Source organism: Curtobacterium sp. BNK-1 (genome assembly GCF_048685235.1).
Classification (GTDB): Bacteria; Pseudomonadota; Gammaproteobacteria; order Enterobacterales; family Enterobacteriaceae; genus Pantoea; species Pantoea agglomerans.
The window spans coordinates 1898490-1912234 of sequence record NZ_JBLQTJ010000001.1 but is presented as its reverse complement, the minus strand read 5'-3'; the positions used below and the strand labels follow the sequence as shown (position 1 = coordinate 1912234).

The window sequence follows — 13745 nt, the reverse complement described above, 5'->3', positions numbered from 1 at the left end:
GAAATGCCATGCCTTCACCCCACAACGTGACCGCTTCGCCGATTCTGGTAGCGCTGGATTATCATGACCTCGACAGCGCACTGCGTTTCGTCGACCAGATCGATCCCCGCAGTTGCCGCCTTAAAGTGGGCAAAGAGATGTTTACGCTATTTGGCCCCTCGCTGGTTAACACTCTGCAGCAGCGCGGCTTTGAAATCTTCCTCGATCTTAAATTCCACGATATTCCCAACACTACCGCTCATGCCGTGGCGGCCGCTGCCGATCTCGGGGTCTGGATGGTCAACGTCCATGCCAGTGGCGGGGCACGGATGATGAACGCGGCGCGTGAAGCGCTGCTTCCCTTTGGTAAAGAAGCGCCCCTGCTCATTGCGGTGACTGTACTGACCAGTATGGATGCAGAGGATCTCAAAGGGCTGGGCATTACGCTTTCGCCTGCCGAACAGGCAGAGCGACTGGCGAAGCTGACATTGTCGTGCGGGCTGGATGGTGTGGTCTGTTCCGCCCATGAGGCTGTCCGCTTCAAACAGGTTTTAGGTCAGGAGTTTGCGCTGGTCACGCCGGGGATTCGCCCGGCAGGCAGTGATGCAGGCGATCAGCGTCGCATCATGACACCTGAGCAGGCGAAGCAGGCGGGCGTGGACTATATGGTTATCGGGCGTCCGATCACCCAATCCGCCGATCCCGCCGCCACTCTGCAGGCGATCCTGCACAGTCTGGAGACACAATAATGGCGAAGGATAATCCACTGGTTTACTCAACCGACAGCGGGCGCATTACCCAGCCGGAGCCAGCGAAGGAGCGCCCAAAAGGGGATGGCATTGTGCGCATCCAGCGTCAGACCAGTGGTCGCAAGGGAAAAGGCGTCTGCCTGATTACCGGTATCGACCTGGACGACGCGGCATTGACGCTGCTGGCGGCCGAACTCAAAAAGAAGTGCGGCTGTGGGGGTTCAGTGAAAGAGGGCGTTATCGAGATTCAGGGGGATAAGCGCGATTTACTGAAAAGCCTGCTGGAAGCCAAAGGCATGAAGGTCAAACTGGCGGGTGGCTGAAAAAAATCGGGCTACCGAAGTAGCCCGATTGTTGTGTAGATGCTTAGCGTAGCCGATTATTCTTTTAATAAGGTCTTTAGTGGACCTGATGACCGATAATACCACCGACAGCGGCGCCACCGACTGTGCCGAGTGCGCTACCATTGGTCAATACTGAACCCCCAATCGCACCCGCGCCCGCGCCAATAGCGGTGTTGCGGTCACGTTTAGACCAGTTAGAACAGCCGCTCAGTGCAACAGCTAACGTGGTCGCCAGTACAACGGCAGTGATTCGTTTCATTGTTGTTGTCATACACTTCTCCTTTGATGTGCTCACAGAGGCAACACTCTTAGTATAGCTCCGATATTTCCTCAGCCCGCTTGTGTCGCATCATTGCCGCATCCGTGTCGGCATGGAAATGTGATCACCATGGACAAACCGTTTGTAGCGGGAGACTCGCAATGTAAACCCGACAGGGCCACGCATTGCCTGAGAGGATTCTAAGCGTTCTGGTTAAATTCCGAAGATAGAAAATTCTGAAATCACGACACATTTTTGCATTCACAGCCATTCCTTCTGCGTTTATAGCCATTTGCTCCATAACTCTTTCGCGTCCGACTCCGCAAAATTCAGGGACGATTGTCAGCAGGAGAAAATAGATGCTGGAACACCTGAAACAACAGGTTCTGGAAGCGAATCTGGATCTACCCAAATACAACCTGGTGACCTTCACCTGGGGCAATGTCAGCGCTGTTGATCGCGAACAGGGGTTGCTGGTGATTAAACCTTCCGGCGTGCGCTATGAAGTGATGAAGCGCGACGATATGGTCGTGGTCGATCTGGCGAGTGGCGACGTGGTGGAAGGGGATAAACGCCCCTCCTCGGACACGGCGACGCACCGCGCGCTTTACCTCGCCTGGCCGGAGGTGGGTGGCATTGTCCATACCCATTCGCGGCATGCGACCATCTGGGCCCAGGCAGGACGACCGATTCCTGCCTGGGGAACCACCCACGCCGATGACTTCTATGGTGAGATCCCCTGTACCCGGTCGATGCGCAATGAAGAGATTCAGCACGACTACGAGTGGAACACCGGTGAGGTGATTATCGAGACTTTTGCGCAACGCGGGTTGTCTCCTTCGGCGATCCCGGCGGTACTGGTCAACTCTCATGGCCCGTTTGCCTGGGGGAAAGATGCCCACGCTGCGGTGCACAGCGCGGTTGTGCTGGAGGAGGTGGCGTATATGGGCCTGTTCAGCCAGCAGCTGACCGCTAATCTGCCGCCGATTAACCAGACGCTGCTTGACCTGCACTACCTGCGAAAGCATGGCGAGAACGCCTGGTACGGGCAAAAATAGCGAGCGGGACGCCACGGCGTCCCGTTTTTTTAGTCTCATCTGAGACTGGTATGGCGATCTCCATCATAGTTATCAAAACAACAGGTCATTAAAAATAAAACAGCGTTTCATTTTATCGAGGCGATCACTGTTTTGATTACCTCAAGTCACTACTTTGCTTGCATCGCCTTCGGGCACTTCCTGCTCCACCCTCTGGCATAGCAAAGGTGACATCCATATGCATATCAAACGTGCTATAGACAAAATTCCGGGCGGTATGATGCTCATTCCGCTCTTTATCGGCGCACTCTGTCATACGTTTTCTCCAGGCGCCGGGAAATATTTCGGTTCTTTCACCAACGGCCTGATGACCGGCACGGTACCCATTCTGGCCGTCTGGTTTTTCTGTATGGGCGCGTCGATTAAACTCAGCGCCACCGGGACGGTACTGCGTAAATCGGGCACGCTGGTGCTTACCAAGATTGCCGTCGCCTGGGTTGTGGCTGCCATCGCCTCACGGGTGATGCCGGAGAATGGCGTAGAAGTAGGGATGTTTGCCGGGTTATCGACGCTGGCGTTGGTGGCTGCCATGGATATGACCAATGGCGGCCTTTATGCCTCGATCATGCAGCAATATGGTTCCAAAGAGGAGGCGGGTGCGTTTGTGCTGATGTCTCTGGAGTCCGGGCCATTAATGACCATGGTTATCCTGGGCACCGCCGGCATCGCCTCATTCGAGCCGCACGTGTTTGTGGGGGCGGTCCTGCCGTTTATTGTGGGGTTTGCATTAGGGAATCTTGATCCGGAGCTGCGCGACTTCTTCGGAAAAGCGGTCCATACGCTGATTCCTTTCTTCGCCTTTGCTCTGGGTAACACCATTAACCTGGGTGTCATTGCGGAAACCGGACTGCTGGGCATCATGCTGGGCGTGTCGGTGATCATTATTACCGGCATCCCACTCATTCTGACCGATCGACTGATTGGGGGCGGGGATGGCACGGCTGGCATAGCTGCATCCAGTACGGCAGGCGCAGCGGTGGCGACACCGGTGCTGATTGCCGAGATGCTGCCGCAGTTTAAACCGATTGCCCCTGCTGCCACAGCGCTGGTGGCAACGTCCGTGATTGTGACCTCCGTGCTGGTGCCCATCATCACGGCCATCTATTCAAAACGTGTTAAGCGTCTTCATGTTGCCGTGGAGCAGCGTGCCGCTATTAAGTAACCCGCCTAATCAATCCCCGACGCGCGAGTCGGGGATCACTCTGGATTTTGTGTTGTAAATCAATCTCTCATTTGGTCTGGCCTCACTCTGCATTACGCTGATGTGGCGTATTTAACGCATCAAATATAAACAGAGGATGAGACAATGACAGTTATTAACCAAGCAACGTGCAGATTATTTACCGAAGTCGGCAACACCACGCAGTTAGTCGCCTATTACGAAGAAGGGCGTCGTACTATGTGGATGATGTTGCGTGCACAGCCCCGTCCGAGCTTCAACCATGAACTGATTGAGGAGATCATGAATCTGAGCTACGCCGCTCAGCGTTCCGGTCTGCCGATCGACTTCTGGGTTACCGGCTCTCTGGTGCCACAGATGTTCAACGCCGGTGGCGATCTGCGCTTCTTTGTCGAGTGCATTCGCAATAACCGCCGTGAGGCGCTGCGGGCCTATGCCCGTGCCTGCGTTGACTGCATCCATTCGGCAGCACGGGGGTTTGATACCGGCGCGGTGACGCTGGCGATGATTGAGGGCAGTGCGTTAGGCGGCGGATTCGAAGCGGCGCTGGCACATCACTTCATTCTGGCGCAGAACAACGCGCGGATGGGCTTTCCGGAAATTGCTTTTAACCTCTTTCCCGGCATGGGCGGCTACTCACTGGTCGCGCGTCGTTCCGGCATGAAACTGGCAGAGGAGTTAATTTGTGAAGGGGAGTCCCACAGCGCAGAGTGGTATGAAACGCGCGGACTGGTGGATAAAGTCTTCCAGCCTGGCGACAGTTACCGCGCCACCCGCACCTTTATCGATACGTTACGTCCTAAACTCAACGGCGTGCGGGCAATGCTGAAAGCGCGTCAGCGCGTGCTGCAATTGTCACGCGCTGAGCTGATGGATATTACCGAAGATTGGGTCGATTACGCCTTTACCATCGAACCTAAAGACATTGCTTACATGGAACGCCTGGTTCAGTTACAAAACCGCCACAGCGCATCACTGCGTAAAGCGGGTTAATCTGAATTAGCGTTAAACGCGGGCAGGATGCTTAGCCAGCCAATGCCCAAACTGTTCCGCGGGCATTGGTTTTGCGTAGTAGTAGCCCTGACGCCCATCGACACCACTGTTAAGGACAAACTTCTCTTCATCCGGGGTCTCAATACCCTCTGCAATCACCTGCAAATCGAGCGCCTTGGCGACGGCGACGATAGCTCGTACCAGCGATTGTGAGACGGGCTGTTTATTAATATCGCGGATAAAGCTTTGGTCGAGCTTGATGGCATTGATCGGCACACGTGCGAGCTGAGAAAGCGATGAGTAACCGGTGCCGAAGTCATCCAGATGAACCTGTGCGCCCAGCTCCTGAAACTGCTTCATCAGCCGCAGGGCTTCAGCTTCATTCTCAATCAGGCAGCTTTCTGTGAGCTCAATATCGATAGGACAGTCGGTGATATTCGCCTCATGCAGCGCCTGTTTCAGGTCAGTATAGATGCTTTGATCAATCAGCTGACGTGCCGACACGTTGACGGCGACGCGCAGAAAAATGCCCTGCTGGCGCCAGACGATAATCTGTTTCAGCACATTGAGCATGACCCAGCGTCCCAGCGGCACAATCAGTCCCGACTCTTCGGCGTAGGGAATGAAATCAGCGGGGGAGACCAGGCCGCGCTCGGGTGAGTTCCAGCGTACCAGCGCTTCGGCGCTGCGGACTTCACCATCACTGTCGATTTTCGGCTGGTAATGCACCAGCAGGTGATCCAGCTCCAGCGCCTTACGCAGATTGGTGTCCAGCCACAGGTATTCAAAGACCCGCTGGTTCATCTCTGCCGCGAAGACACAGAACTTGCCACGACCGTTCTCTTTGGCGTGATACATCGCGGTGTCAGCATTGCGAATAAGGCTCTCGCGATCTTCACCGTGCAGCGGCGCGAAAGCGATCCCGATAGAGCAGCCGCTGTACACTTCGATTAGTCCGATACGGAAAGGCTGACGCAGGCGCTCAAGAATGCGGGAGGACATCGCCTCCAGCGCAGCCTGGCTGGTGTGCTCAGCCAGCACCACAAACTCATCGCCACCCAGCCGGCCCAGAGTCTGGTCTTTACCCAGACAGCTAAGAATCGCCAGTGAGACCGCCTGCAGTAACTGATCGCCGAACATATGACCGTAGGCGTCGTTCACTTTTTTGAAATTATCGAGATCGAGATAGACCACGCCGGTCTCATCGCGCTCAGATCGCTCCAGCGCCAGGCTAATCTGTTGATGAATTGCGTTGCGATTAGGCAAACCGGTCACCGTATCGGTGTTTGCCAGCACCCGGAGGCGTTCCTGGGCGCGTCGCTCCTCGGTTATGTCGGTGCCAGAACAGATGAGGAAAATTTCATTTTTGCCACTGCCGCTGTGAACAAACTTATTACGAAACAGAAACAGTCGCTGACCTTTTTTGGTTTTAACCCAGCGCTCCACCTCATAGGAGTTGCCGTCACGGAAGAAGCCCGCAATGTTGCGTCGTGACTGAGAAGCCTCCTGTTTGGTCATAAAGAGCTGAAAGACGTTACGGCCGATAACCTCATGCTCATTCAGACCGGTATATTCTTCACTAAGACGGTTAAAACGCTGAATATTGCCGCGCTGATCGAGGATCACAATCACCGAGTTGGCTTCAGAAACCACCTGTTCGGCGAATGAAAGACCCAGGGTTAAGTCGCGGGCGACCGCTGAGGTATCGCCCCAGGCAGAAGCGGTTCCTGCCCAGGTCGCCTGATTCACTTTGCGTCCGACAAAATGCATCGGAACATCAATGCCCTGCAGCGTCATGGTCAGATTGATGCTTGAAGTGATGACCGGCATCGCGCGTATCATGGCTGCCTGGCCGGGGGTTAACGGCAGGGCGATATTAGTTTGTGACGACTCATCTTCGGCAAAATGCAACGCATCGCTGTCCGCGGTCAGACGCCAATGAGGGCTGGTTGTACCGAAAAGGGTGTACAACAACGTTTGCCCTTGTTCATCGGTCATGGAAACTTCCTCCGGGAAGTGCTCTGCAGGCGTTATCTCATTATTTTAGCAACAGTATTCATCATCTGACGCCAGCACAAGATGCAAACCGAATATATTTTCCCATCCAGATAAGAATGGCACAAAAAAGCCCCGACGGTGCGGGGCTGTTTAGTGCGGTCAGCAGGGACATTTACCCAGTTTGCCTGCCTGGCTGGGGAAGCGGGCATCCAGACAGTAACGGTGGAAATCGCGCTCATTCATCGGCGGCTGATCGGGATGATGGAGTCGCATATGCTGCAGATATTTTTGATAATCCTGCACCCCGACCATTAAGCGAAAACACTGTTGCAGGCCGCGCCAGAATCCCCGCCAGCTGAATGTCTGTGGCTGTGGGGCGGCGGCAGGCTGGCAGCGGATAATCTGCCACTCTCCCTGCGGACGCCGGGACTGATGAATAGCATCAGACATGACGCACCTCCTTGTTGCGCAGCGTCACAACGGACTCATGCGTAGTAGGAAGATCGCTGCGCAGCGCCCGGCGAATGACAAAGAACGCAGAGATGAGCATCGTGACCGCCACCAGCATAAAGAAGGCGCACAGGGCCGCGTTAATCTGATTGCTGAAGACGATGGTCTGCATATCTGCCACGCTTTTTGCCGGGGCGATGATCACGCCTTCATCCAGCCCTTTGCGGAACTTATTCGCCTGCGCCAGGAAGCCAATCGACGGTTTTTCATGGAAGATTTTCTGCCAGCCTGCAGTCATCGAGGTGATAAACAGCCAGACAGTTGGCAGGATAGTCACCCAGGCGTAACGCTGCTTTTTCATTTTAAACAGCACCACGGTGCCGAGGATCAGCGCCATAGACGCCAGCATCTGATTGCCGATACCAAACAGCGGCCACAGAGTGTTAATGCCGCCGAGCGGATCGACCACGCCCTGATAGACAAAGAAGCCCCAGCCCGCGACCGCCACGGTCGTGCCGGCCATATTGCCCAGCCAGGAGCGGTTATTCGCCATAGAAGGCACCACGGTGCCTGCCAGATCCTGCACCATAAAGCGGCAGGCGCGGGTACCGGCATCGACCGCCGTCAGAATGAACAGCGCTTCAAACAGAATGGCGAAGTGATACCAGAACGCCATCATCGCCCGGCTGTTAAAGATCTCGGTAATGATGTGGGCCATTCCCACCGCGAAGGTTGGCGCGCCGCCTGCGCGGGACAGGATCGAGCCTTCACCCACGTCACGGGCGATGCCGCTCAGCATTTCCGGCGTGACGACAAAGCCCCAGCCGTTGATCACCTGAGAGGCGCTTTCAACGGTGGTACCAATCAGCGCAGCCGGGGAGTTCATGGCAAAGTAGACGCCCGGATCGAGCACCGAGGCACAAATCAGCGCCATGATCGCCACAAAGGATTCCATCAGCATCGCGCCATAGCCAATAAAGCGGATATGACTTTCCCGCTCCACCAGTTTTGGCGTGGTGCCGCTGGAGACCAGCGCATGGAAGCCGGAGATGGCGCCGCAGGCAATAGTAATAAACAGGAACGGGAACATCGCGCCGGAGAAGACCGGGCCGGTACCGTCGATAAATTTGGTGACCGCCGGCATTTTCATCTCTGGCATGGCAAAGACAATCCCCACCGCCAGCCCGACAATCACGCCGATTTTAAGAAAGGTCGAAAGATAGTCACGCGGAGCCAGCAGCAGCCAGACCGGCAGCACGGAGGCAATAAAGCCGTAGATCACCAGCACCCAGGTCAGTGAGGTGCCTTTCAGGGTAAAGAAGGGCCCCCAGTAAGGATGCTGGGCTACGTCACCACCATAGATAATCGCCGCCATCATCAGCACAAAGCCAATCAGTGAAACTTCGGCGATTTTACCGGGCCGGATAAAGCGCATGTAGACGCCCATAAACAGCGCAATCGGAATGGTGGCCGCGATGGTAAACAGTCCCCACGGACTGTTCGCCAGCGCCTTGACCACCACCAGCGCCAGCGCCGACAGGATAATGATCATGACGCCCAGCGCGCCGAGCATGGTCACCACACCGGCAAACGCACCCAGCTCCTGCCGCGCCATCTCGCCCAGTGAACGGCCATCACGACGGGTTGAGATAAACAGGATCAGGAAATCCTGTACCGCACCCGCCAGCATCACCCCGACCAGGATCCAGATGGTGCCAGGCAGAAAGCCCATCTGCGCCGCCAGAATCGGACCCACCAGCGGGCCGGCACCGGCAATAGCCGCAAAGTGGTGACCAAACAGCACCCATTTATTGGTCGGGACATAATCGAGCCCGTCGCTCAGCCGCTCGGCAGGCGTCATCCGGCGGTCGTCCAGTTCGAAAATATTGCGGGCGATAAACAGGCTGTAGAAGCGATAAGCGATGCTGTAACAGGCGACAGCGGCTATCACCAGCCAGACTGCGTTGACGTGTTCGCCGCGGCTGAGGGCCAGCATGGCGAAAGCGCCCGCGCCGATTAACGCCACCACTAACCAGATCGCACTGGTTTTGACGTTTTTCATGACTAACTCCTTGTGAGGACCGAGAGGAAAGCGATCGAAAACAACGAGTCAAACTTAATGTAATGGAATGTAAGTGAAAGTTAATCAGTGGAGAAGTGTGAAGCGGGGTACAAATTTAACTTTTTTGCAATGCGGGCGGGGCGGAAACAGGCGGGATAACCGGAGTTATCCCGCCCGATTGACTGCTCAATACGTCACTACTCAGACGGCGGGACGCGCCACGACGCTGCGGGTTTCCATGCGGACTTCGGCGATGGTGACATCAATCACATCGGTCACACGGTAAACCACTTCGCCTTTGATCTGAACGCTGCCATTTTCCTGGCTGCAGACCAGCTCATCACGCACCGCGTGAATGAACGGAGCCGGGATAAAGGCCACCGCGCCAAACTCCAGCAGGCGAACACGCATGCCACCACGTGACACATCGATAATCTCGGCGCTGAAGCGACGGTCGGTTGCTGCAAACGGCGCCAGATAACGGGCGTAGAGCCAGTCGCCAACATCACGTTCCGCCATGCGGTTCAGGCGGCGGCGCTCACTCATCGTCACCGTCAGCGCATCATCCGGACGAGCGATCTGCTCACCGCGAATAATCGCTTTCAGCAGACGATGGTTGACCATGTCGCCGAACTTACGAATCGGTGAGGTCCATGTGGCGTAAGCCTCAAGTCCCAGGCCAAAGTGCGGGCCAGGCTCGGTGCTGATCTCAGCGAAGGTCTGGAAGCGACGGATCCGGCTGTCGAGGAACTGGGTCGGCTGGGCATCAAGCTCACGACGCAGCACGCGGAAACCTTCCAGCGTGGTGATCGCCTGCGCATCCACGGTAATACCATGGTTGGCCAGCACGGCCGCGGCCTGTTCAGCATTGGTGGCATCGAAACCGGCATGGACGTTGTAGATACCAAAACCGAGACGGTCACGCAGCACTTTCGCCGCGCAGACGTTGGCCAGAATCATAGACTCTTCAACAATGCGGTTAGCGATGCGGCGCGGTTCAGCCACGATCTCCAGCACTTCACCTTTTTCACCCAGCAGGAAGCGGTAATCCGGGCGATCTTTAAACACCAGCGCGTGGGTCTGACGCCACTCGCTGCGCGCCAGGCAGAGGCGATGCAGCAGGCGAATCTGTTCAGCAATCTCCTCACTTTCCGGCTGCCATGAGCCGCTGTTTTCCAGCCAGTCAGAGACGTCGTCATACGCCAGCTTGGCTTTGGATTCGATCCAGGCGGCAAAGAACTCAACGTCATCACCTAAGTTGCCATCGGCTGCCACGGTCACGCGGCAGGCCAGGGCCGGACGGCGCACATTCGGACGCAGCGAGCAGACATCATCAGAGAGTTCGCGCGGCAGCATCGGGATGTTAAAGCCCGGCAGGTAGTTGGTAAACGCACGCTGCGCCGCCAGCTTATCGAGCTGACTGCCTTCCGGCACATAGGCGGTAGGGTCGGCGATAGCGATGGTCAGACGCAGGGCGCCATCGTCCAGGGCTTCCACAAAGAGCGCATCATCCATATCCTGGGTGCTGGCGCTGTCGATGGTAACGAAATCCAGCGCGGTCAGATCTTCACGCGTCAGATTTTCATCCAGCATCTCGCCAAAACTGACATCGGGCGCTTCACGCTCAAGGTTATGACGCGACAGCGTCACCCACCACGGCGCCAGATGGTCATCAGCTTTGACAATAAAATCGGTGAGTTCGGCATAAAAGCCGCGATCGCCTTTCAGCGGATGGCGACGCATCTCCGCCACGGCCCAGTCACCGTTTTCAAACTCATGGCTGACATCGCGCGCAGGGCGACACTGGATGGCATCCTTCAGCAGGGGATGATCCGGCACAATCGACAGGCGATCGTCTTTCTTCTGTACCCGGCCAACAAAGCGGCTCAGGAACGGCTCAACCAGGGTTTCCGGCTCAGCGCTTTCGCGATCTTTATCGCTGTGGATCACGGCGGTGATGCGATCGCCGTGCATCACTTTCTTCATCTGCGGTGGCGGAATGAAGTAACTTTTTTGCGCATCGACTTCCAGAAAGCCGAAGCCTTTTTCAGTGCCTTTTACGACGCCTTCAGCACGAGGCGTTTGCGAATGGAGCTTCTCTTTCAGCTGCGCGAGCAGCGGGTTATCCTGGAACATAATTTTTACGTTTCGTTGGCTGATTGCGGCTGACAGTTTTACGCGAATCGACGTCGCGCGGCAAGGCAAAAAGCCGGACGAGCCGGCTTTTTAGGGGGGAGTGAAAGGGCTGTCAGGCGATGCGCTGATCGGCCAGTGCCTCAGAGAGTTCCAGCTTCACCGGCACCGATTTTGAGGTCGGTGTACCACTGTCATCACCAAAGCTGTTCAGCGGCACCAGCGGGTTGGTTTCCGGATAATAGGCCGCCAGGTTACCGCGCGGAATATTGTAGGGAACCAGTTTGAATCCGCTGACGCGACGGGTAATGCCATCATTCCACAGCGTTTCGATATCGACATTCTGGCCTTCGGTAAAGCCCAGGTCTGCCATATCGTCCGGGTTGATGAACACCACTTCACGCTGACCAAACACGCCACGGTAACGGTCATCGAGGCCGTAAATGGTAGTGTTGTACTGGTCGTGCGAACGCAGTGTCTGCAGGGTAAAAGGCACGTCCTGATCAAGATTCGGGAACAGTGAGGTCGGCAGCGCTGAGGCGTTAAATTCCGCTTTCTGGCTCGGGGTATTGAAGCGCAACTCGGCTGCTGCGTTGCCCAGATAGAAACCGCCCGGGATGTCACATTTGGCGTTAAAGTCGGCAAAGCCAGGGATCGTCGCGGCGATGTGCTCACGGATCAGGTTGTAATCACCCGCCAGCTCGCGCCATTTCACTTTTTCATCACCCAGCACCGCCTCGGCGATACCGGCAACAATCCAGGTCTCAGAACGCTGTGTTTCCGCCAGCGGAATACCGATCCCTTCAGAGGCGTGCACCATGCTGAAAGAGTCTTCCACGGTAATAAACTGATTGCCGGTGGCCTGCAGATCGCGCTCGGTGCGGCCCAGCGTCGGCAGAATCAGCCCATCGTGACCCGGCACCAGATGGCTGCGGTTCAGTTTGGTGCTGATATGCACGGTCAGACCACAGCGTGACATCGCCTCTTCGGTGCGCGGTGAGTCGGGTGCGGCGGCCGCCAGGTTGCCACCCAGCGCGATCAGCACTTTCACTTCATCACGCAGCATGGCGTTCAGCGCTTCCACGGTGTTGTGGCCTGCCGCACGCGGGGGCTCGAAATTGAAATGATTCCCCAGCGCATCCAGGAAGGCTTTCACCGGTTTCTCATCGATGCCCATGGTGCGGTTGCCCTGCACATTACTGTGACCACGAACCGGGCAGAGGCCTGCGCCTTTTTTACCCAGCTGGCCAAACAGCAACTGCAGGTTGGTGATCTCGCGCACCGTGTCGACAGAGTGTTTGTGCTGGGTGATGCCCATCGCCCAGGTACAGATCACCCGGTCAGCGCTCTGGTAGATCGCCGCGGCTTCACGGATCTGCGCCTGCGTCAGGCCCGACTGCGCCACAATCTGCATCCAGCTGGTGTTATCCACGGCGTCGAGATACGCTTCAATGCCGTTGGTTTTAGCATTGATAAAGGTCTGATCGAACAGGCCGCTTTCGCCAGCCGCCAGACGCGCGCGGTGGGTTTCCAGCAGGGATTTCACCATGCCGCGCACCGCCGCCATATCACCGCCCAGGTTCGGCTGGTAATAGGAGGAGCTGATGTTGCCCGCTTTCGAAGTCACCACTTCCAGCGGTTTCTGCGGATCGGCAAAACGTTCCAGACCGCGTTCACGCAGGGTATTAAAGGTGACGATTTTCGCACCGTGATCGGCAGCGTGACGCAGGCTGTGCAGCATACGCGGATGGTTAGTGCCGGGATTCTGACCGAAGACAAAAATGGCATCTGCGTGGTCGAAATCATCCAGACGAATGGTGCCTTTACCGACGCCAATGCTGCGCTTCAGGCCGGTGCCGCTGGCTTCGTGGCACATATTGGAGCAGTCAGGGAAGTTATTGGTCCCCATCAGGCGACCAAAAAGCTGATAGAGCCAGGAGGCTTCATTGCTGGCGCGACCGGAGGTGTAAAGCTCCATCTGATCCGGATGATCCATCGCCTTGATGTGCTGCGCGATCAGCGCAAACGCATCATCCCAGCTGATGGGCTCGTAGTGGTCGGTTTCCGCGTTGTAGCGCAGCGGATGGGTCAGACGTCCCTGATACTCCAGGAAGTAGTCACTCTGGGTATAGAGCGTGGTTACGCTGTGTTTAGCGAAAAAGTCGGTGTCGACCATCCGGCGTGTCGCTTCCCAGGTCACCGCTTTGGCGCCATTCTCGCAGAAGCTGAAGGTACTTTTATTGTCATCACCCCAGGCGCAGCCCGGACAGTCAAAACCGCGTGCTTTGTTCATGCGCATCAGGTTGCGCATATTTTTCAGGGCCGCTTTGCTGTCAAGAACGAAACGCGTGGTGGCTTCCAGTGAACCCCAGCCGCCCGCTGCCGCGCGATAGGGTTTGATTTGGCGTTTAAATTTCATATTGAGTGCAGGCTTTTTATAGTAGGAATTATTGTTTGGTGTTTGTTATCAGGTTATATCCTGATGGTGAAAGGAAGTCTGC

11 protein-coding genes are annotated in these 13745 nt (G+C 56.3%); 5 read left to right on the top strand and 6 right to left on the bottom strand.

Going from position 1 to position 13745, the window contains the following annotated elements:
• Window positions 1–8 precede the first annotated feature (8 nt).
• Complete coding sequence (gene pyrF, locus ACMGGP_RS09080) at window positions 9–728, top strand: orotidine-5'-phosphate decarboxylase (RefSeq protein ID WP_022625580.1); 720 nt, start codon at window positions 9–11, stop codon at window positions 726–728.
• A complete protein-coding gene (gene yciH, locus ACMGGP_RS09075) occupies window positions 728–1051 on the top strand; it encodes a stress response translation initiation inhibitor YciH (protein ID WP_010244495.1) in 324 nt (107 codons plus the stop codon). Before pyrF ends, yciH begins: the two co-directional genes overlap by 1 nt.
• A 76-nt stretch (window positions 1052–1127) precedes the next feature.
• Here the strand turns inward: yciH and osmB are convergent, their stop codons facing one another.
• A complete protein-coding gene (osmB, locus tag ACMGGP_RS09070; protein WP_003853848.1) occupies window positions 1128–1343 on the bottom strand; it encodes an osmotically-inducible lipoprotein OsmB in 216 nt (71 codons plus the stop codon).
• A gap of 347 nt (window positions 1344–1690) precedes the next feature.
• Here osmB and araD point away from each other — a divergent pair, with 347 nt between their 5' ends.
• From araD to ACMGGP_RS09055, 3 genes are all read left to right on the top strand, one after another.
• Window positions 1691–2389, top strand: a complete 699-nt coding sequence (araD, locus tag ACMGGP_RS09065) for an L-ribulose-5-phosphate 4-epimerase (protein ID WP_010244508.1) — start codon at window positions 1691–1693, stop codon at window positions 2387–2389.
• Between the two features lie 217 nt (window positions 2390–2606).
• Entirely contained in the window at window positions 2607–3590 is a 984-nt protein-coding gene (gene kdgT, locus ACMGGP_RS09060; RefSeq protein WP_010244511.1) for a 2-keto-3-deoxygluconate transporter, read from the top strand.
• 144 nt (window positions 3591–3734) lie between these two features.
• Window positions 3735–4601: a crotonase/enoyl-CoA hydratase family protein gene (locus ACMGGP_RS09055; RefSeq protein WP_003853843.1), complete on the top strand. Its 867-nt coding sequence runs from the start codon at window positions 3735–3737 to the stop codon at window positions 4599–4601.
• Window positions 4602–4613: 12 nt separating this feature from the next.
• Here the strand turns inward: ACMGGP_RS09055 and pdeR are convergent, their stop codons facing one another.
• The 5 genes from pdeR to ACMGGP_RS09030 all read right to left on the bottom strand — a co-directional run bounded on the left by pdeR (window position 4614) and on the right by ACMGGP_RS09030 (window position 13663).
• Window positions 4614–6599: a cyclic di-GMP phosphodiesterase gene (pdeR, locus tag ACMGGP_RS09050; protein ID WP_010244518.1), complete on the bottom strand. Its 1986-nt coding sequence runs from the start codon at window positions 6597–6599 to the stop codon at window positions 4614–4616.
• A 159-nt stretch (window positions 6600–6758) separates the two neighbouring features.
• Complete coding sequence (locus ACMGGP_RS09045) at window positions 6759–7049, bottom strand: YbdD/YjiX family protein (protein WP_010670244.1); 291 nt, start codon at window positions 7047–7049, stop codon at window positions 6759–6761.
• On the bottom strand, window positions 7042–9111 hold the full coding sequence (locus ACMGGP_RS09040; RefSeq protein ID WP_010244523.1) for a carbon starvation CstA family protein: 2070 nt from the start codon (window positions 9109–9111) through the stop codon (window positions 7042–7044). Before ACMGGP_RS09040 ends, ACMGGP_RS09045 begins: the two co-directional genes overlap by 8 nt.
• 201 nt (window positions 9112–9312) lie before the next feature.
• Entirely contained in the window at window positions 9313–11247 is a 1935-nt protein-coding gene (locus tag ACMGGP_RS09035) for an exoribonuclease II (RefSeq protein WP_061901404.1), read from the bottom strand.
• 112 nt (window positions 11248–11359) lie between these two features.
• On the bottom strand, window positions 11360–13663 hold the full coding sequence (locus tag ACMGGP_RS09030) for an FdhF/YdeP family oxidoreductase (protein ID WP_159226462.1): 2304 nt from the start codon (window positions 13661–13663) through the stop codon (window positions 11360–11362).
• Window positions 13664–13745: the final 82 nt, after the last annotated feature.

Excerpts from the sequence above, each read along its gene's own strand:
- ACMGGP_RS09035 (WP_061901404.1), bottom strand. The coding sequence starts at position 11,247 with ATGTTCCAGGATAACCCGCTGCTCGCGCAGCTGAAAGAGAAGCTCCAT.
- pyrF (WP_022625580.1), top strand. The coding sequence starts at position 9 with ATGCCTTCACCCCACAACGTGACCGCTTCGCCGATTCTGGTAGCGCTG.
- ACMGGP_RS09045 (WP_010670244.1), bottom strand. The coding sequence starts at position 7,049 with ATGTCTGATGCTATTCATCAGTCCCGGCGTCCGCAGGGAGAGTGGCAG.
- araD (WP_010244508.1), top strand. The coding sequence starts at position 1,691 with ATGCTGGAACACCTGAAACAACAGGTTCTGGAAGCGAATCTGGATCTA.
- yciH (WP_010244495.1), top strand. The coding sequence starts at position 728 with ATGGCGAAGGATAATCCACTGGTTTACTCAACCGACAGCGGGCGCATT.
- kdgT (WP_010244511.1), top strand. The coding sequence starts at position 2,607 with ATGCATATCAAACGTGCTATAGACAAAATTCCGGGCGGTATGATGCTC.
- ACMGGP_RS09055 (WP_003853843.1), top strand. The coding sequence starts at position 3,735 with ATGACAGTTATTAACCAAGCAACGTGCAGATTATTTACCGAAGTCGGC.
- ACMGGP_RS09040 (WP_010244523.1), bottom strand. The coding sequence starts at position 9,111 with ATGAAAAACGTCAAAACCAGTGCGATCTGGTTAGTGGTGGCGTTAATC.
- ACMGGP_RS09030 (WP_159226462.1), bottom strand. The coding sequence starts at position 13,663 with ATGAAATTTAAACGCCAAATCAAACCCTATCGCGCGGCAGCGGGCGGC.
- pdeR (WP_010244518.1), bottom strand. The coding sequence starts at position 6,599 with ATGACCGATGAACAAGGGCAAACGTTGTTGTACACCCTTTTCGGTACA.
- osmB (WP_003853848.1), bottom strand. The coding sequence starts at position 1,343 with ATGACAACAACAATGAAACGAATCACTGCCGTTGTACTGGCGACCACG.